Origin of the sequence: Mycolicibacterium arabiense, assembly GCF_010731815.2 — a bacterium.
GTDB classification, from domain to species: domain Bacteria; phylum Actinomycetota; class Actinomycetes; order Mycobacteriales; family Mycobacteriaceae; genus Mycobacterium; species Mycobacterium arabiense.
This window is the reverse complement of sequence record NZ_AP022592.1, coordinates 405,939-424,396: the sequence shown is the minus strand read 5'-3', so window position 1 is coordinate 424,396 and position 18,458 is coordinate 405,939. Positions and strand designations below refer to the sequence as shown.

Annotated in this window: 18 protein-coding genes; all 18 read right to left on the bottom strand. The window is 66.8% G+C overall.

Annotated elements, in window-relative coordinates; genetic code table 11:
• Nucleotides 1–36: 36 nt before the first annotated feature.
• Nucleotides 37–1,203, bottom strand: a complete 1,167-nt coding sequence (locus G6N61_RS01555; protein WP_163916648.1) for a MinD/ParA family ATP-binding protein — start codon at nt 1,201–1,203, stop codon at nt 37–39.
• A gap of 850 nt (nt 1,204–2,053) precedes the next feature.
• Nucleotides 2,054–3,010, bottom strand: coding sequence for an ESX secretion-associated protein EspG (locus G6N61_RS01550; protein WP_163916567.1), 957 nt, complete (start codon nt 3,008–3,010; stop codon nt 2,054–2,056).
• Nucleotides 3,011–3,025: 15 nt separating this feature from the next.
• Complete coding sequence (locus tag G6N61_RS01545) at nt 3,026–3,319, bottom strand: WXG100 family type VII secretion target (RefSeq protein ID WP_163916034.1); 294 nt, start codon at nt 3,317–3,319, stop codon at nt 3,026–3,028.
• A gap of 37 nt (nt 3,320–3,356) precedes the next feature.
• Nucleotides 3,357–3,659, bottom strand: coding sequence for a hypothetical protein (locus G6N61_RS01540; protein WP_163916032.1), 303 nt, complete (start codon nt 3,657–3,659; stop codon nt 3,357–3,359).
• Nucleotides 3,660–3,738: 79 nt separating this feature from the next.
• The gene (locus tag G6N61_RS30650; protein WP_235887102.1) at nt 3,739–4,203 is read right to left on the bottom strand and encodes a hypothetical protein; all 465 of its coding nucleotides are present in this window, start codon (nt 4,201–4,203) and stop codon (nt 3,739–3,741) included.
• A 70-nt stretch (nt 4,204–4,273) separates the two neighbouring features.
• Nucleotides 4,274–5,119 carry a PPE family protein gene (locus G6N61_RS30645; RefSeq protein ID WP_456152509.1) on the bottom strand — a complete coding sequence of 282 codons (846 nt, stop codon included), beginning with the start codon at nt 5,117–5,119 and terminating at the stop codon, nt 4,274–4,276.
• Between the two features lie 4 nt (nt 5,120–5,123).
• Complete coding sequence (locus G6N61_RS01530) at nt 5,124–5,423, bottom strand: PE domain-containing protein (RefSeq protein WP_163916565.1); 300 nt, start codon at nt 5,421–5,423, stop codon at nt 5,124–5,126.
• Between the two features lie 187 nt (nt 5,424–5,610).
• The gene (locus G6N61_RS01525) at nt 5,611–5,952 is read right to left on the bottom strand and encodes an XRE family transcriptional regulator (protein ID WP_235887137.1); all 342 of its coding nucleotides are present in this window, start codon (nt 5,950–5,952) and stop codon (nt 5,611–5,613) included.
• A gap of 61 nt (nt 5,953–6,013) precedes the next feature.
• Complete coding sequence (eccCb, locus tag G6N61_RS01520) at nt 6,014–9,004, bottom strand: type VII secretion protein EccCb (protein ID WP_235887101.1); 2,991 nt, start codon at nt 9,002–9,004, stop codon at nt 6,014–6,016.
• Between the two features lie 117 nt (nt 9,005–9,121).
• Nucleotides 9,122–9,838, bottom strand: a complete 717-nt coding sequence (locus G6N61_RS30640; RefSeq protein WP_235887100.1) for a hypothetical protein — start codon at nt 9,836–9,838, stop codon at nt 9,122–9,124.
• Nucleotides 9,825–10,172 carry a hypothetical protein gene (locus G6N61_RS30635; RefSeq protein WP_235887099.1) on the bottom strand — a complete coding sequence of 116 codons (348 nt, stop codon included), beginning with the start codon at nt 10,170–10,172 and terminating at the stop codon, nt 9,825–9,827. Before G6N61_RS30635 ends, G6N61_RS30640 begins: the two co-directional genes overlap by 14 nt.
• Nucleotides 10,173–10,177: 5 nt before the next feature.
• Nucleotides 10,178–11,653, bottom strand: a complete 1,476-nt coding sequence (gene eccB / locus G6N61_RS01515; protein WP_163916646.1) for a type VII secretion protein EccB — start codon at nt 11,651–11,653, stop codon at nt 10,178–10,180.
• Between the two features lie 163 nt (nt 11,654–11,816).
• Complete coding sequence (locus G6N61_RS01510) at nt 11,817–14,273, bottom strand: EspK C-terminal domain-containing protein (protein ID WP_163916643.1); 2,457 nt, start codon at nt 14,271–14,273, stop codon at nt 11,817–11,819.
• 601 nt (nt 14,274–14,874) lie between these two features.
• Entirely contained in the window at nt 14,875–15,216 is a 342-nt protein-coding gene (locus G6N61_RS01505) for a hypothetical protein (RefSeq protein WP_163916560.1), read from the bottom strand.
• Nucleotides 15,217–15,228: 12 nt separating this feature from the next.
• The gene (locus G6N61_RS01500; RefSeq protein ID WP_235887098.1) at nt 15,229–15,681 is read right to left on the bottom strand and encodes a hypothetical protein; all 453 of its coding nucleotides are present in this window, start codon (nt 15,679–15,681) and stop codon (nt 15,229–15,231) included.
• Nucleotides 15,682–15,996: 315 nt separating this feature from the next.
• Nucleotides 15,997–16,347, bottom strand: a complete 351-nt coding sequence (locus G6N61_RS01495) for a YbaB/EbfC family nucleoid-associated protein (protein ID WP_163916558.1) — start codon at nt 16,345–16,347, stop codon at nt 15,997–15,999.
• Nucleotides 16,344–18,134 carry a hypothetical protein gene (locus tag G6N61_RS01490; protein WP_163916556.1) on the bottom strand — a complete coding sequence of 597 codons (1,791 nt, stop codon included), beginning with the start codon at nt 18,132–18,134 and terminating at the stop codon, nt 16,344–16,346. Before G6N61_RS01490 ends, G6N61_RS01495 begins: the two co-directional genes overlap by 4 nt.
• A gap of 23 nt (nt 18,135–18,157) precedes the next feature.
• Nucleotides 18,158–18,430, bottom strand: a complete 273-nt coding sequence (locus tag G6N61_RS01485; protein ID WP_235887097.1) for a DUF2694 domain-containing protein — start codon at nt 18,428–18,430, stop codon at nt 18,158–18,160.
• Nucleotides 18,431–18,458 lie beyond the last annotated feature (28 nt).

Below are 18,458 nucleotides of genomic sequence, written 5' to 3'. Positions count from 1 at the left end.
CCCGGCACAATGCCGGGGCGGTGGGCTCGGCCGGGCTCACCGGCGGTCCTCGCTGGCGTTGAAACCGGACGCCACCTGGGCCGTGATCTCCAAGAACCGTCGCCGAGTCTCTGGACGCAGCTCGTTGAGCTTGATCACCCCGGCCGAGGCGATGTGAGGATCAAACGGCACCACGAACACCCGCTGCTGGCCGACCCACCGGGAGAACTTCTCCACCAACGAGTCGACCAACTTGCGGTGAGACTTTCCGCTCTCCCCCCGCACGTCGTTGATGACGACCACGGTGCGCTGAAGCAGGCGGTGATAGCCAGCCTCATACGCCCAGTCCATCAGCTCGGCAGCACCTTTGGCGCCGTCAGGAGCCGTCGACGCCACCATGATCAGCGCGTCCGCCCGGCTCATCAAGCCGGGAATCACCTGGTGGTCGACGTCGGTGCCCGAGTCGCTGATCAGCACACTGTAGAAGCGCTGCAGCCGGTCGTGGGTGTCGAGATAGGTTCGCGCCGTCAATGGCTGGCGATCGCTTTGATGCCGGTTGCCGAGGACGTCCAGACCTGCGGGTCGTTCTGTCCGACATGAGCGAATATCGCTGTACCGCTGCAGATTCGGATCCAACAGCACGTCTCTGTAGGAGTTCGTCGCGCTGGGGTCGATTCGGTCGGCCAAGTTCGATGCACGGTCGGGGTTGGCGTCGATGGCGATGGTCTTGTCCTTGCGCAGCGAGGCAAATGTCGACCCCACTGCCGCGGTGGTGGTGGTCTTACCCACGCCTCCCTTGCCGCCCAGGACGACGATCGAGTACGTGCCGCGCAGATGGCCGGCGACCGTGGCGTCGAGGTTGCGCAGCAACTGTTCGTCTGGCGACTCGCCGGTGTTGATGAGCTTGAACGTGCCGTAGTAGAGCCATTTTCGCCACCCTCGCGACGACGGGATCTTCCGAGGGACATTGAGCTCCGAGGCCGAGATCTGCTCGCTACGCAGTTCCGCGCCACCAGTTCCCCCACTCTGGGACCAGTCCCATTCCGGCGGACGCGGTCCGCTGGCGTTCGGTTCTGCAGGCGGCAGTTCCGGCCCCCGCCCGGTCCAGCCCGCCGGCGGCTGGCTGGGTCGTTGTCCTGCGCTGGGGCGCGGCGGACCGCCTTGGCCGGGCCGACCCGCAGACGGAGGCGGTGTTGCATTGCGGGGCAGCGCCTCTCGCAGCATGTCTCGCGACAAGAATTGGGTGCGCTCCTCCGGAGGGACTGGGCGCGGCTCGGGCCGCGCCGCCGGTGCCTCCTGCGAGTCCGCGCTCCCTGTGGGAGGCGACTGTTGTCCGCTGGGCCGGGACTGCTCCCACGGCGGCGGCGGTGCTGGCGCGCGACCCTGGTCGGTCGGACCGCGAGGCGGCCACGCTGGTTCCGCTGTCTCGCGCAACCGCTCCGCTGAGTGCGGGAAGCTCTGTGGTGGGCCGACCGGCTCGCTCACCGACTGCGGGAAGCTCTGTGGTGGGCCGACCGGCTCCCTCGTCGGGAGTGGAAGGTTCTGCGGCGTGAAGTCCTGCGGAGGTGTGAAGTTCTGTGCCGCGGATTCTTTGGGCTGCTGGGCACGATCGGAGGGTGAGGCATCGGCCACACCGTGGGCCTCTATGGGTGCCCCTGGCTGCGGGTCAAATCCTGCCTGCTGCCCGGGCTGGCCCCAGTCGGCCGCCCCCGCCGGCTGACCCCATGCATCACCGGCCGCGCCGTTCGGAGGTCGATGTGGTGCCTGCCGCTGGCCGGGTCGTCCTGCGACTCATCTCCAGCAAGCCCTGGCGGCGGATCGGTCGGTGCTGCTGGCCGCGCTTCACCACCCGGCCTTGCAGTCTTCGGTACAACCATCGTCGGGTCGTCGTCTTCGTCGTCTCCGGCGTTGTTCAGTGCGTCGAAGAATCGTTGATCTCTGGACTCGGTCATTTAGCCCCGCCCTCCTGCCGACTTCCACCGGGGAGCAATTGAAGGCTCCTCGAATCGGTGAATATCTGTGTCGCACAGAGGCTATCAATCTCAGAATTCAGGCGTCCACGACGTTAGGCACATTAGCGTGCGTGAAATGTCTGATTTCTTTGGTGCCGCTCCCAGCCCGTGCCGCTGGGCAGAGCCTGCAGGACGTCACTGACGGCGCGTCCGACGCGCGCCGCGGTGCCGGGGAACAGCATCGTCCAGCGCTGCTGATCGTCACCGGTGCTGGAGGAGACGACCACTCGCCCCATCAGGGAGTCGACAACCATCGCTCCGGTGGCCGCAAACTCCGGGCCATCGAGTGAATACTGGGTGGCGCCGATGGCGGCTCGTACCGCGCCGGTGTCGGAGACTGCGACGACGACGCGAGCTTGGCGGGCGGTCAGCCCCAACTTCAGCAGCTCGCCGATCACGTCGTAGCCCTGGGGGTCGGATTGCCAGCTCCCCAGCACCGGCTCCAGGCGTTGAGCCTCGATGTTGATGCCCTCGAAGTCGGCCGGAAGTTCCTCGCCGAGTAGGTCGTTGACGGCCTGGATCAGCGTCGTTTCGCCCTCCAGAGGGCTGATGGTCACCTCGTCGACGGGCTCCTCGCCGGTCTGCCAGACGCGCGCTGCGACAACCCATTTGCCGTCTCGGCGGCACAGGACCGCTGTGCGATCGGCTGCTTGGTGTGCGCGCCATTCGCGTAGCGCGGCGGCAGCGGCGAGTGGCTCTTTGAGCGGATCCGCCGGCGGTTGAAAGATTTCGGGGGGGCCGGTGAGGCGCTCGGCGCGCTCAACCGGTCGGGTCACCCTGATCGACACGTCGATGTCGCAGCGGCCCAGGGTGAGAAGCCATTCCTGTACGTCGGGATCTAGTGTGCGCCCCTGGCACACCCCCGCTTCCTCGAGAACGGGTAGGCCCGGATGGGAGGCCAGCATGGCTTCGGTGTCGCCCACGGGTCGGACCCGCAGTGCTGCGGGAAGTCTGGTGACCCCAGAGAGCGCAGCTGTCAGCCACAGTCCTTCGGAGTTGGTCGACAGCTGCGCTCCCATGGGGTCAGTCCCTACTCAGATGCCGACGAAGCGGGCGGCGTTCGCTGCGTCGCCGACCGACGTATTGCTCGACGCCCCGCCGGTCGCGTGACCGTGCCGGTTGATGGTCTCGAAGACCTGCTCGTAGGCCTGGACGATGGAGCGCTGGGCCTCGGCGTAGGCGTTGGCGCCCTTGTCGGTCCAGAAGTCCTGGGTCTGAGCAAGCGTGTTGAGCGCCTGGTCCTTGAGGCCGTTCAGATGGGCGACCAACCCGGCTTGCGCAGCCACGTGGTCAGCCATCTTCGCGTGGTCGTACCGCATACCCTCCATGGGGATCTCCTTTTGAAATTCGTTGTCGGTGGGTGGGTTACGCCTGGGTGGCGACGCTGGACAGCTGGGCCTGGTTCTCGGCCTCGACGCGGTCGTACTCATTGGCGCCGATCTGCATGGCCTGGATCACCTGATCGAATCGCGCCGACACGTTGCGGCCGGTGGTGGCGACTTCTTCGGTGGTCTTCATCGAGGCCACCGAGGCGACACCGACGAATGCGCTACCGCCGAGGTCCTGGTTCATCGTGACGTAGCGACCCAGCGCATTAAGCGTCTGGTTCTTGATTTCGTCCAGGCTGCTTGCCGCGTTGCGCAGCTTGGTTGAGTCGGTCTGGAACATGTCCACTTCCTTTCGTTTCCCGCGTGGGATGTGTGCGAGTTGTTGTCGTCATGTGTTGCGCCGGTTGCCGGCGAGCCGATCACCCTCCCCCGTCGGTGTAGACCACACCATTGGCGGTCAGGATGGGGATCGCCTCAGCGTCGTCGAGGACCACCGACAGCGAGGTGTCGTCCTCGCTGCGGCCTGCGCCCTGGTCGCGGCGCTGTCCGGCCTGGGCCGCGCCCATTGGCATCATCCCGGGCATTCCAGAGCCCATGGGTGCACCAGATCCCATGGCCGGCATACCCTCTCGCGCTGCTGCTGTCGGCTTGTTCTGCCCGGTAGCCCCGGAGCCGTCCGCCGCTGAGGCCGGGCCCCACCAGGCCGAGGGCATGCCGATGGTGCCGCTACTCATGCCGGTGCCAGCGGGTTTGGTCAGCGCCGCCGATACCGGTCCACCGCCAGCGCCGAACCCTCCGTTGACCCCACTCATCGACGAAGCCAGGTTGGCGCCGGGCGAGCTGGCCGACAGGCCGCCACCGGGCCCGCCACCCATGCCGCCCATCGATCCCATCAAGCCGCTGAGCTGGCACCCATTTGCAGGGGTGCTTGCGCGAGCTGGGACAGAGGTTGGGTCATGCCCTGGGCCATCTGGGGCAGCGAGCTGCCATGCCCATCATCGACTGGCTAGACCCGAGCAGCTCGCTCCCGCCGGGCTGACCCAGCTGCGGGGCACCCGTGGTGCCGACATCGCCACCCGACTGTGCTCCCGATTGTCCCGTTCCGGCGCTGGTGGCCGCCGACAGTGCCGCCGGAGCTGCCGAGGAGACGGCCTGACCGGCGGCCTGCAGCGGGGCGCTGAGCCCTTGCATGGATGCTTGTACGCCTGACTGAACCCCTTGAGCGCCCATGCTGGCCATCCCAGCGGCCAGAGCCGCGGGATTCCCCGCCGTCGCCATCGGTGGCCGCAACGGGACGCTGAGCCCGGAGGCGATCCCCGCCGCCGCGGTGGCGTAGCCGGTCATGGCCGTCGCATTCTGGGCCCAGTACTCGCCGTACTCGACGTCCGCTTCGACGATGGCCGGCGTGTTCTGCCCGATGATGTTGGTGGCCTGCAGCGTCGCCTCGCGGATGCGGTTCGCGACGACCACCGGGTACGGGATGGTCGCGGCGACCGCGCAAGAGTGAGCCGCCGCGGCCTCGCCGATCAGCGCGCCCGCCTTCGCTGCGTGAGCACCGGCCTCGATCTGCCACTCCGACTTTGGTACAGCCGCCGCCGTCATGGAAGTACCGCCCTGGCCCCACCAGCTGTTGGCGGCAGTGGAGGCGGCCGTGGTCATCATTTGCGCACCTTGCTGCATGTGCGTGATCCCGGCGGCCTGATAGCCAGTCAGAACAGGTGCCATCGCCGCGGCCCCGGGCCCGGTGGTCAGCCGAATCGCATTGACCTCCGGGGTCAGTCCCCAATATTGGACCGGCATGTTCTCAGAGCAGCAGCGAGGCTTGGTTGACCGCCTCGGTCGCGGTGGACATCACCCCGGAGATCGCGACGTCGCTGGCGAACATCGCTCGATCCGCGACGTTGACTCCGGTCTGGGCGAGGAACTGCGCGTTGTGCGCCTGGATGGCGGTCGTCAGGAGGGCCGACACCTCCTCACTTCCCATCGGGACGACTGCGGTCATGGCCGGCGCGGAACCGGTGAGAACACCGGCGGTTGTCGCTGTCCCGGTAGCTTCAGCTACGGATTGAGCAGCAACCCCGACCGGATCGACGAAAAAGGTCACGATGAGCCTCCCCTAAGGACCTTGGAACTTGATAAGCCGAGACTAGAGCGGATCGCCAAGGGCTGCCACCAGCGCAGCCACATTGGCATTCAACAACTTTGGTATTCGCCGGCTGTCCGCTCTTAGTGCGGACTTTTCGTCACTTTGTCATTATCCCCGCTACTGGCCCATGGTCTCGACACTTGTTTTAGCGGGTGCGTGCCGCGAGCTGCGCTGCCGATTCCGCAAGCTCGCCAATCACGCTTAGGCGCCTACTGAGCGTCTCCGCGGCCGCCGCCCCGGCGTGGGCTTCCAGCGAGATTTGCGAAAGCTGTTCCACGAGGACCTTCGTGGTCCCGCTCATCGGATACTCGGTATCTGAGCGCAGCTTCGGATCGGCGCCGTCGAGGACTGTCCCGAAGCTGCCTGCAGTCCAGCCGAGCGCGGTTTCTATGCGGGCGCGCGTGACTTCCCGCCCGGGGACCTTTCCGCGGTTGATTAGGTCGGTGATGGTGGAGCGCCCCACTCTGGCGACCTTGGCCAGGTCCATCTTGGACAAGCCCAAATCCAGTCTTGCTGCGTCCACGACCTCTCCGAGCCGTTGTCCCGGATCACTCAAGGGGCAGGACCTTTGCGATTTGGGCGGGTGCAGAGAGCCGGTCGGTGACGTAGATGCCGCGACCTACCGGCTGCCTGGCTGCGCGCACGCCTCTGATGAGCTCGCCCTCCATGCGCGCGCCGTCCAAGACGACGGTCGGTGCGGTCTGTGCGATGAGTCGGCCGGCAAGCGGGGACGACATGGCCGGTCCCCACGGGAAGCGCCGTCCGACGATAAGGTGCAGCCCGACCTCGCGTGCGCGGTCGATGTACTTGGTCAATCCCTCCACCGCGGGGCCCTTCCCATCGGCGCGGAACATGTTGGCACCAGCGCTCCATCCCGCCACGATCTGCTCGTCGTCGACGAGGACGAAGATCTCCGGTCCCGACCACGACCGCGTGGCCTGGGCGAGTTCTTCCTGCCCGGCTCGGCCGCGGGGCATTCGCGGAGCTAGCAGCGCGTCGATGTGTCGGGTCATCGCCCGCACATCGTCCTCGTAGTAGGTGTAGCCCTCGGATTCCACCCCGTCTTCGCCGATGTAGCGCCCAAGGTGTTCGCCCTGAACGACTCTGACTAAGGAGTTGCCGGGGTCGACGACATAGATCTGGGCCTCCTCAGGCCGGTAGCACCGCATGATCGATCGTGCGACCGCTGCCAGCGAGTTGGAGAGGCCGCACTCGGGATTGCCGATGAACAGCAGATGTGGTGACCGATTGAAGTCGGCTTCCGCCGCCACCAGGCCTACCTCGGAGATGCCGAACGGGACCAGTCCCGGGCGCGCGTCGCGTTGGGCGGCGAACACCTGCTCGAGACCTACCGTGCTGGGCAGCATCCTGACCCGTGCGACCTGCTCGATGCCGGTCATTTCGGTGATGACCGCAGCGGCTTCGCGGGGGCCTATCGTCCGGCCGTCCGGTGCGGACAAGACGGGCAATGCGGCCTGAAAGTGGTAGCCCGCCATCGACGTACCGCGACCGCTGATGGTCTCGGTCACGGTTTCGGCGTTCTCGTCGTTGGGATCGGCGATCAGCTCACGCTTACCGAAGGGAACCTTCTTGGCGACATCGCGATTGTTCTTCGACGGATCGTCTTGACTGCCCAGCGACAGTTCAACATTGAGGGTGAACGAGTTCGACATCCAGGACGGGAATCCGCCGGCGATCCAGCCAGCCGCGGCGACGATGGCGCGCACGCCCAAGCTGTTGCCGCGCTCCATGATCACACCAAGCTCGGACATCATGTCCTCACCGAAAGTCGTCCGGAACTGCTGCCACCCGTCGATGACGAGAAACACCTCACCGAACGCGTCATCCGGTACCGGGCCGGCCTCCCCGCCGAACTTGCGGGCGCGGAAGCTCTCGATGGTCAATCCAAGTCGACTGAACGCCTCCTCGCGCTCCTCGACCAGTAACTTCATCTCCGCGATCGTGCGCTGCACCCGCTCCCGGTCCCCCGCCCGAGCGAACGAGCTGACGTGGGGCAGGGCCTCGACGTCGTTGAGAAGCGGACCGCCCATGGCGATCACCACGAACTGGACGCGCTTCGGGTGATACATCATCGCGGCGCCGGTAATGATCGTCGTCAACGCGGTGGTCTTACCGGAACTCTGCTGGCCGATGACTGCGCAATTGCCCGAGGAGAAATCCAGGGAGTACACCCGCTGGGCGTGCTGGAAGGGTCGGTCCTCCATCCCGATGGGGAACTGCAGACCCGCAGTGTGTCCGTAGTCCTGGTACCAGGGCTTGCGCCGCAGACGACGCACCAGCTCCCCGACCGGGACCGGCTCAAGCGGCGGAAGCCACATCTGGTGAACAGGCACTCTGGTCTGCTCGCGGAGCGACTTAATGGAGGCCTCGATCTCGCGGATCGGCTGACCGTCCGCGCCGAGCACGGTGTCGGTCGATTCCACCGGGGCAGCCGCGAGCTTGGGTGCGGTGGGAATCGCTGCCATCGGTGCGGCGGTGAACACCTCCGGCGCCATGTATCCCGCCTGGGTGCGCACCGCTTCGGCGACCACCCGTCGCGGCGGGTGGTAAACCTTGCGGGCGAACGCGGACTGGAAGCGCACCAGCCGATCGCGACCCTGCACGCGCAACAGACCTGCGCCCGCGGGCTTTTCGGGAAGGTGCTTGGCCTCGTCGGTTCCGATGATGGCCATCGACTCACCCGCGTCCAGAGTCCGCAGACCCACACGGATCGGGATGTTGGCCATGATGCCCGACTGCATCTCGTGTCCGAGACGCTGGGACCCCAAGATCATCTTCACGTTCAAGGCGCGGCCCTGGCGGCCGATCTCATCGACGATCTTCTTCGAGTCGGGTGCTTCGATGAACATCTGCGTGAACTCATCGATGACGATGATGAGCACGGGCAGCGGCTCCAGGCGGTGCCCGAGATGGATGCGGCGATACTCGTACTCGGCCACCTCGCTGATCCCGGCTCGGTCGAGCAGTGACTTGCGGCGCTCCAGTTCGCCGTTGATGACGTCGCCCATGCGCTCGATCCACAGTGAATCGTCCTTCAAGTTGCCCATGGCGGCAACGACGTTCGGGAGCCCGGCTACCATGTTGGCCGTCGTCTTGCCCTTGAAGTCGAAGAACGCGAACACCAGCGTTTCCGGTGAATGAGTCAACGCGGCAGACAGGATCAGAGTCGTCAGAAACGAGGACTTGCCCGAGCCCGTCGTTCCGGCGATCACCATGTGGTGTCCCATGCCGCCCTCATGGGTCTCTTTGAAGTCGATATAGACCGGTGCTCCGTTGGGATCCACACCGATCGGGAACTGCATCCACTTGGCGCCCCACGGATTGCCCTCGAAGGGCGGACCCGACAACGTTGGCGCCCAGAGCTTCTCGACATCCAGGTTGCCTGGATCGTCGATGCCTATGATCTTGTACAGATCGGCGTCGAGGGCGTCGTCGTCGATGACGCTGCGTGATCGTTCGCCCTCGACGCGGTAGCGGGCCATCTTGCGCGCCAGCACCCGCGCGCTGGCCAGATCCATGGTGTCGGGGCGGCAAAACCACTGGCCCCGATGGATAACCTCATTCTGCGAGACCCAGAACGTATTGGTGTCTTCGAATCCGACACCGCGGCCGGGCTCATCGGAGAGCCACGAACGTCACCCCGCCACGCCGCTGGCGCGGGTCATCGTTTCCCAATGCCGATCATCGCCTCGGCGACGGCGGTCGTCGATCACCAGCCAGTGCGGTGTCGTGGTGGCGCCCGTGCGGAAGGCGTCGCGGCCGTGCAACTCCGTGCCTACTGCCGCGTCCATCTGCTCCCCGGTCAACCACACCATCCGGGTGGGGCCGCCGCGGTCGCGCTGCGTCGGATGCGCGCAGTGCGGCAGCCACTTGCACCATTCCCAGCGAGCAATGTCGTCGGTGACGATCATGATCTTGAAGTCGCGGGGCGAATGAGCAACAGCCGCTTGGCAGATCATGGCGCGCGCCAGCCCGTACACCGTGTCCATGCCGTCGCGGCCGATCAGCGCCATACCAGCGGTGTTGCGCAGCAGCAACGGCTTTGGTGCCTTATGCAGCTTGCTTTGGGTCTGCAGGAACGCCGACGAGGCGTCATAGGTGACCGGCTCGTAGTCCTCCCGGCGGCCCAGCTCGTTGGTCTCCAACTCCTTGACCACCTTCGAGGTGCCCCACCCCATGCGAACCTGACTGTAGAACACCTTCAACACCGGGTCATTGGGGGTGCGGCACCACATCCGCGCCGATCCCACCAACCCGGACAGCAGCGCCGGCTCCGGGTGTAGGTACTCGAACTGAGCGTGCTGAGCGCGGGCGGCATCCTGCACGACCTCACGCGTCTCATCGAGATTCATGGCGTAGTCGCGGCGCCTGCTCCAGCTGAGGCCCGGTCAGCTGCTTGTCACCACCGCCGCCACGATTGGTGAACATGTAGGACCCCATCGAGATAATCATCATGATGGGGAACAGCAGGGTCATCATGCCCATCGTCCCGCTGCGCAGACCGGGCTGCGAAAGCATCAGTGCCATGATGCCGAGGAAGGCAACCCCCATGACCACCGGCAGGATGATCGCGGCCTTACTTCGGGGTATCGGACGCGGAGCTTCCAGCGGTTCCGCCACTGATACCCGGCCACCCATCGTGGGCGGCACCTTCACCGCGCCTTGGCGGGGCTTGACTGTCGCCATCTGCGTTACCGTCCTTGTTCGGTGATCGGGGCCGAGCCGGCCAACGTGTCGTGCATCGTCATCGCCGCCTGCCGAGACAGTTCGGGGCCCGCAGGCCACACCTTCAGCAGTGGCCACGGCGCAAGGCGTGGCGCCTCGTTCTTGAGCCCCAGTCCCTGCAGCGCTTCATCATCGAAGGGGACGCCGTAGCGCGCGCCGGACTCGCTGATCAGCCACAGTGTTTCTCGGCGAGTGGAGTCAGCGCTTGCACCGGTCGTTGACACCCACGTCGCCGCACTGTTGGACAGGAGGACTTGATCGGCTAAGCGGCCCTGGTCCTCAGCCCCGACGACGAGGGGCACCAGGTGGGATTCCTGCTCCGCGGTCACCGGCAGGGCGCGACCGACCACGAGACGCTGGCGGGCTTGCCGGTCCGTTGCTCCACGCTCCCATGCGACGCACAGCACGGGGTCGGCGCGCCAGTCCACTACCTTGAGTGGCTCGGCGGGATAGCCCGTCACGTCGAGTACTTCTCGAACCGGCACGTCACCCAAGATGTCCGGCGAGATGCGGGGCGGCTGTGAGGCACCGAACGAATCGCGTTGCCGCAGCATCGCCGCCACGACCGACGACACCGGCTGTACGCCATCGTCGAAGACGACGTAGAACTGATCGTTGCCCGAGGCGACGTCCTGGGACACCACTACCGATCCGTTGACCAAAGGCGCAGGCGTGCCCAGGTTTACCGTGGTGGGTTCACCGGCTCCCGGCACCGCGGGCACCGTTAGCGGACGCCCGGCAGGAAGGGCATCGACCATGGCCTGCGACAACTGCACCGGCGCGCCGGCATCCTCCAAGCCCATCGGATCCGTCACCGCCCGGTCGGACAGATCCACCGGCATGCGCACGCCGTTGTTGATCACATACGCCTGCCCATTGAATGTGCCGAGCACGGCGGTATCGCTGCCGACATCGCGCGCCCGGTCCCCCATGGTCAGCTCGCCGTTGATCCCGGTGATGACGGGGCGGCCGCTCATCGACTCCGACGCGGTGTCGCACACTGCCCAGCGCGACACTTCTGGCGTCAGCACTCGAGGAGGCTCGGTGGGGGCGCCTTCGATGCCGACCAACGGACCCCGAGGCCACTTGGCGAGGTCGTCGGGGCTGACGAATGTCGGCTCTGCGGGCTCCCCGGCAATCAGCCGCGCCGATATCAAATTCAGCGCCGGATGGAGCCGACCGTCCACGGAAACGAAGATCGTGCCAAGTTTGCGGTCGGCGACGATCTTCGAATCGTTGACCAAGCCCGCGGGTCTGAGCCAGCCCACCACGAGCGCCCCGACCATCACCAGCGCAGCGAGCAAGGCCGAGATCATCAGCATCAGCCGTTGCGTGCGGATGCGATCGGTCTGCATGCGGACCGACCGGCGCTGAAATGCAAATCCCAGCCGTCGGCGCAGGAAGTAGTGGCCTTTTACCTGTGTCTTGGAGGCCAGATTCATCGGCACTCCGAGACCGTACCGGGCAAAACAACGAATCAGCCACCACCACAGCCAGATTGACTGCGAACGAGTTTGGCCGACGTTGCTAGGGCCGCCTAAACCGACTCGCTGAGCCGAACCGCGTGGTCAGCGATGGCGCCGCGTGGCTACGGCTCGGTCGTGTTCATACAGCGTGGAGAAGATCCTCTTCGACGCTCGCAAGCGATTCGACGATCAGATCGCGGATATGGACGTTGCCCGCCGCCGCTGCGGCATAACACATGTCGGGTAGAGGCAGCGGGCGCGTGGCCCAGCCGCCGATCAGCTCAGCGGTGCGCGCCACCAACCAGTGCGCGCGGTAGCGTGCCAGCTCCTCGATGGTCTCGCTCGGATCGCTCTGGCCGACGAACCCTGGCCGGAATATCGAAGTGATCGTGTTGAAGTCCTTGGCTGCCGCGTCGTACTCGGCCCATTGCCGCGGGCTCGGATCGCGATCGCCGCCGCGGGTCAGCCAAATCTGGCGAACGGGATTGGGGATGCCACCGTCCACGGCCTGGGCCTGGGTGGTAGCCGAGTTCATCAGCAGAGCGCTCGCGGCCGCGACGATCCGATCTTGGAACATCGGGTCAGCGTCCATCACGCGCATCAGCCGCGGGTACACATCCGGCCACAGCACCGCCAGGCGGTGCTCGTGCATCCCGTCCAAACCCGGAGCGGCGACCTGCTGCCCAGGTTGCAGAAGGGGATTCGTCTGTCGCGTGCAGGCCGGCGGATGCTCCACCGCGGCATCGCGCAAGGCAGTCACTGGGCCGGTGGTCGCTGCGGCAACCAGGCGCCAGCCCATTTCCGCGCGCAGCTGCGCGTACTCGATGAGGACGCGTGCCGGATCGGACCAGCCGAACCACAGCTGCCGAAAAAGGTCGTCCACCAACGGATCAGTCGCCAGCACGCGGACCGACCGGGGGATGAAGACGCCGGCGGGGATGTAGCTCGCCCCGTCGTTGGAGGTGACGACGGTTTCCGTGCCGCTCGGTGAGCGGAAGACACCCACAGCCCACTCAATTGGGTAGTTGACCGCTTGCGCGGCGTGCTGAAGTTTCCACGTCAACTCCTTGGCGGCCGCCGCGTCGGCCGATTCCCGCCGTTCGCGTGCCGCAGCCGTCTGCCCTGCTGCGACCACGCTCGCCGGAATCAAGGTCGCACCGCCGCCAGCGCTCGACGGCGATGGTGAGGCCGATGGAGTGCTGCTACCGGCGCCGATCGTTCCCGCCGGCATCGTCGCCGCGGGGGCCGGAGCAGCGCCCGGCGGGGGTCCCATCGAACCGGGCGGAAGCATCATAGGTGCGCCACCGCCGCCGGTGCCCATTCCCGCCCCGGTAGGAGCTGCGGCCGGAGCGGCCGGGGCCACCATGCCTGGCTGAGCTGCGGCTGGCGACATTCCACCGCCCGGCGCGGCGGACACCGGTGCAGCGGGAACGGCGTGCCCGCCGCCCGTCAACGCCGGGGACGGGCTCGGTGGCGCCGGCGGCGGAGCCGCGGGCATCCCACCACCGATACCGGCTCCGGTCGAAAGACCCTGAGTAAACGCTGCAGCAGGCGATCCAGCGCCTGTGCTCGAGGCGGGCAACCCACCGGCGCTCGGCAACCCGCTTCCCGCAGCGGGCGTTTGGCCCATCCCGCTACCCAGCGGGTTCGACCCCATCCCTGGCATGCCGCCACTTCCAAGACCGCCCGGCATCGTCGGTATTCCACCGGAGCCCATGCCTCCGCCGCCACCGCTGCCCATACCGCCCATCGACGGCATACTGCCCCCGCTCAGCGGTGAGGCCGCTGCGCGCGGCGAGGTGGCGCCAGGTGTCGCCTGAGTGACCGGGCCGGTCGCCGTCGTGATCCCGTCGCCGGCCGCCGCCCTGATCCCTTCGTCGCCGCCCGCGGCCGCTTTGATCCCAGGCTCAACTCCAGATTGGGTAGCCGAGGCGCCTGACGAGGCGTCGGCCGGCGGCTTTTCGGTTGGCTTGTCCGCGCTGCCAATATCTCGCGGGCTCTTCCACGGGTCATCCTCATGCACGATGCCTGGCGATGTGTTGTCGACGGGTTGAATCGCTGGGCTGTTCGGGACGTCGCCGTATCTGGTCAAAAGGTCTAGTGCGCGGGTGTTTTCGGTGCTCCCTTTAAAGGAAGTGTGTAGCGCCATCGCAGCTTCGACACCCCAACCGGTCTGGGTGCGGGCCTGCATGTGGTACTGCGTCACCAGGGCCTCGCGCTCCCCCGGCAGCTTCGCCGACTGGATCTTGGCGTCTGCGTCGCGCACCAACTGGTCCTGTGCTGCGCCAGTTTCCCGCAACACAACGGCGATTCCGTTGCACTTCGCCGCTACGCCGTCGTGCCACTCACTGATTGTCTTGGCTTCCTCGGCCAGCAGTGCTCCGGCTTCGTGCGCTTTGTCGAAACCCGTTGCGTCAGCTGCATCTCGGAATGCCGCGTTGTCTTGCACGATCTGCTGGTGAATACCATTCCATGCCTGGGCGCCGGCTCGGTACGTCAGTTCCTGGGCGTCCCAGTGCGCGGGGTCAGGCGGCACCATGTCCGGCGTAACGATAAGCGGGCCATACGATTCCGCCGGTCCCCCAACCGAAGGCATCAGCGCAACCCGCACGCGGGGGCTATCACATCCACAAGATCGTTCCCCCGGTCGCGCGCGGCGTTCGATGAGTTCCAGTCTCGGACGTTTGCGCCGTGAAAGCTGTCGATCTGGGCCGCGGTCCATTCCTGTATTAGCTTGCGCAGCTCCGGCGGCGTGGCATCGCTCGTCTGGCTGCGGAGATACGCAATCTGGGATGTAGCGACTAGCTTTTCGCTCGTCCGTGCATTCCGCGTCCCGGGGCTCGAACCGCCAGTTGATTCAGCGAGCGAGGCGCGCACCTTCCCCGCCAGAGCTAGCGCCCGGGCGGCCTCATCCCATGACGCGCATGCGGCAACTTTCGCAGCTTGAACTTCGGCGCTGCTGTACTCGGCTGGTGGTGGTGGCACGACGTTAACGGTGTGCTGTGCCGGTGTGATTGGGTTGGCGAGCGCCGCGGCTGTTGCCGCCGTCGCCACCGCAGCGGTGACCAATGCCCCTGCGGCGGCGAAGATTCCAGCACGCCGCGGCCGCCGAGTTGGGGGTCCACCTGCGAGGGTGGGAGTCGCGGGTGGACCACCAAGTGGTGGGGTCGACTGAGTAGTCGACCTCGCGTACATCGTCATACCGCCACGGTCCCGCCGCTCGGTAGGAGCGTGAGCGCCTGCCGGTTCTCCTGGTCGATCGTCGCCATGTTCATCACGTACTCGGTCTTGCGTTGATAGATGCTCGCGATGCGCCGGCCTCCGCCAGCATTGAGGCCCTGGCGAATCACCTCATCCTCGGCAACGGTCTCAGCCAGCGGTGCCCACATCGGCCGGGCCACGCAGTTCGCTGCCGCGGTCGACGACGCTGAACCGGCAGGCGCTTGGGCCGCGGTCTCGGCGACCAGTGCCGGTGCTGATGCGTTCGCAGCCTGAGCCTCGGCGGGCTTGAGGGTGAAGGGCTTGGTTACCGCTGGCATTGGATTTCCCCTTTACTTCTGGCAGGCGGCATGGACTTTGTCCATTGCCGTCTGGCCCTGCTGGGCGGGTAGGTTGCGGTCCTGGCCACTGGTGTCGGCGGCCAGGACGCCCAACGTGGCGTCGATGTAGTCGTTCATCGGGTCTGCGATGTCGCGCGGCGTGGCCGGCGGGGTGTGGAGCCGCAGGTACTCCATCTCGACCAAGACCACGGATTGCTCGTTGGCCAGTGCAGCCTTGTACTCGGGGCTGTCCCGGTTGGGCAACGCCGCGACCAACGGAACCGAGGCCTCGTACACCGCGGCTACCACGGATTTCGCTGCCGCGCAGGCTTCGTCGCGAGCAGCGTCGACTTCCTGCGCGCTGTAGGTGGGCGCCGAGGGCGTCACCGTCGTGGTGATCGGTGCTGGATCAGGCCGGGTCCACGCAAGGGCACCCATCACCACCGCTGCCACTGCGAGGGCCACCGCACCACCTGATAGCACCCACACCGACTTGGGGGTGCGTTCGCGCGGCGGGGCGGCCGGCGGCGGTGGCATGTAGGTGGGTTGCGGCTGAGGCGGATAAGGCGGAAGGACGCCAGTTGAACCGCTAGGAGGGAGTCCGCCCGTCGGCGGCTGCTCCGGGCCACGGGGAGGGGCCCACGGCGAGCCCGGACCCGCCGTAGCGGGTCCGACCTGCGGCGACGTGCCCTCACTCATGCATCAACCGTAACGCCGACACACGACATGTGGCCACCGGCACAAGCCGATTCGCCACGACGATCCAGCACAGCGCGTTCACTAGGACAGATCGCCGATCAGGTGGGCAGCCTCCAGCGTTGCCTGCTCAGCGTTCCTCTCGATTTCGTCGAACTCGGCGCAGGCTTCGGCAACGGCGGCCTGCAGCGTCGTGCTGATCACTCGCTCGAGCCCCTCATTGGTGTACCGGGTTGTGCACCCTGGGGCCAGCGACAACGACATCAGCCGCCCCTGGTGGTTGACCGAGAGCTGCACATCGCCGTTGGCGCTTTCCATGTGCACGTTGATGCTGGCCCACTTCTTCCGCAGATCGCGCAGGGTCTGCTGCACTCGATCGATGGTGGCGACGTTGCGGGCGACCAGCTCGGCGTCGGACTCATAGGCTGCGGTCATTTCGCATCCCCTTCGCTGTCAGGTGGCATCGTGATGCGGCGGCGCGGGCGTCCGGGCGCTGGCTGGTGACCGGTGGCGGCTTTGGATGCGGCGGCGTTGTCGACGCTGACCGTCTGTCGCCGCTCAACTTCACCCTTGACCGGCTCTCCGTTCGGAATCGACGGGATCACCACGGTCTTGTCCGGCGGTGGCTTCGCACGGTCACCACCAGCTCCGCCGCCGCCGCCACCCATGCCGCCCATCGGGGGCATCATTCCCATCCCGCCCATGGCGCCCATGCCGACACCCGCTGTCCCGGAGGGCGTGCCCACCGCCCCGCTCGCGGTCGGAAGTGCCGACAGCCCGCCAGTGGGGGCCGACGCGGCGGCCAGCGCGCCACCGCCTGGAGGCAGCGATGTATCCAGCCCGGCTGGCTCCATGCCGCCGCCACCTCCGCCGCCGCCCCCGCCACTGCCCAGGCCGCCGCCTTCGAAGTCGGTCAGTCCTGCATCGTCGAGGGGGTCGTCCAAACCGAGGTCGGGTTCCTCTTGCATGCTCGTCGCAGCACCCTGCATGACCTGCTGGGCAGCCCCCATGAGCTGCTGCGGGACGCTGGTCACCGCACCCATGGCGCCGCCTAGCGCACCCGCCAGCGCTGAGGGGATCATCGCCGCCATCGGCAGCACCTGCTGTATCGGGTCACCACCCATCGGCGAAGCACCTTCGCCGCCGGCCAGCAGGGGGTCAGCTGCTGGATCCGCCAACGGGTCGGCTGCGGTGGCACTGGATGCCGCGTCCGCCTCGGACGAGGTTCCCGTGTCCTGCTGCTCGTCACTTTCGCCCGGCTTGCGCTCGCCCGGGTGGCCAGAGCCCTCCCTGGGGGCGCTCGCGCCGTCGTTCACGATGTCGGTGACCGGCGGCGGTGGCGGAGGGGCTTGGGGTAGCTCGGCGAGGTGGTAGGACACTCCAGCCGTGGTCGCCTTCGTATCGAGCTGCTGAAGGTGGCTTCCGTACCGCACGTACTGCTCTGAGCCCATTAGACCGCCGGTCTGCATCATCAGCATCTGCGCCCGGGTCATCGACTGCCGGGTATCAGCGAACTGCTGGGTACGCGGCGTCTCCTGCTGGGTGCGATCGAAACGGCCGCCGTGGTCGTGGGCGGCCCGGGCGACGGTGGCCGAGTGCGCCGCCATCTCTTCAGCCCACGACGCGAACTTGTTCAGCGCCGCCGACAACTGTGGCCCGGTCCGCCCGGTGATGCCCGCAGCGACTGCGCTCTCGGCATTTCGGGCCGCGACCGCGCACGCCTCGAAGGCGCTCTCGTAGGCGCGGCACGAAGTGTGAAACGTCGAACCGGTGGCGCTGCTCCCGGCTTCGATGAGCCCGGCGGTCGCCTCGCCGGGACGCGGGGCCATGGGGGAGATCGGTGTCTCTGGTGCCACGGCGTTGGTCTTGACCGCCGCCTGAGTGACCGGCCCGCCCACTGGTCCCGCCGGTCCCCCACCAACGACGAGCGATGCCGCGTTCGCGGCCTCTATCTCGGCCATGTTGGTGCTCACCGCGGCAACAGCCTGCGCGGCCGCGGTTAGGACTGCTGCACCGTCAGATGCCCGGCTGGACAGTACTCCCCCGTGCTCGGTGAGGCGAGCCGCCGCGGTGGTCGACACCTCGTCTGGGGCCAACGGTGCATGGACTGGAGGTGCCGCAGCGAGCGCAGCCAAACTGCCGGCGGCCGACGTCAGCGTCGCCGCAACGGTGGATAGCCCGCCGTACGACACGTCAAGACGCGGCCCCCCGCTGCTTGGCATGTCTCCCCCTTAGAAGTCGATGGTCAGAAGTCGATGGTCGTCGCGAACGCGGCCACCTGGTCCTCGGTGGGCAGAAACGGGCCTACGTTCTCCACGTGATTACGCTCCATCTCCAAGCGAAGCTCCAGCTGAGACCGCAAGTAGGCCAGGGTGTTCAGTCGGATGATCCGCGCCGCCAGCTCCTCATCGGCGACGTCCATCGCCTCCGGCTCGAGCTGCACGCCAACCGAGGCGCCCCGCCGGTCGACACTGACGATGATGGACTCATCGCGGCTGGTGGCCTCGAAGACCTCCACCGTGGTCTGCTGCGCGGACTCCACCATC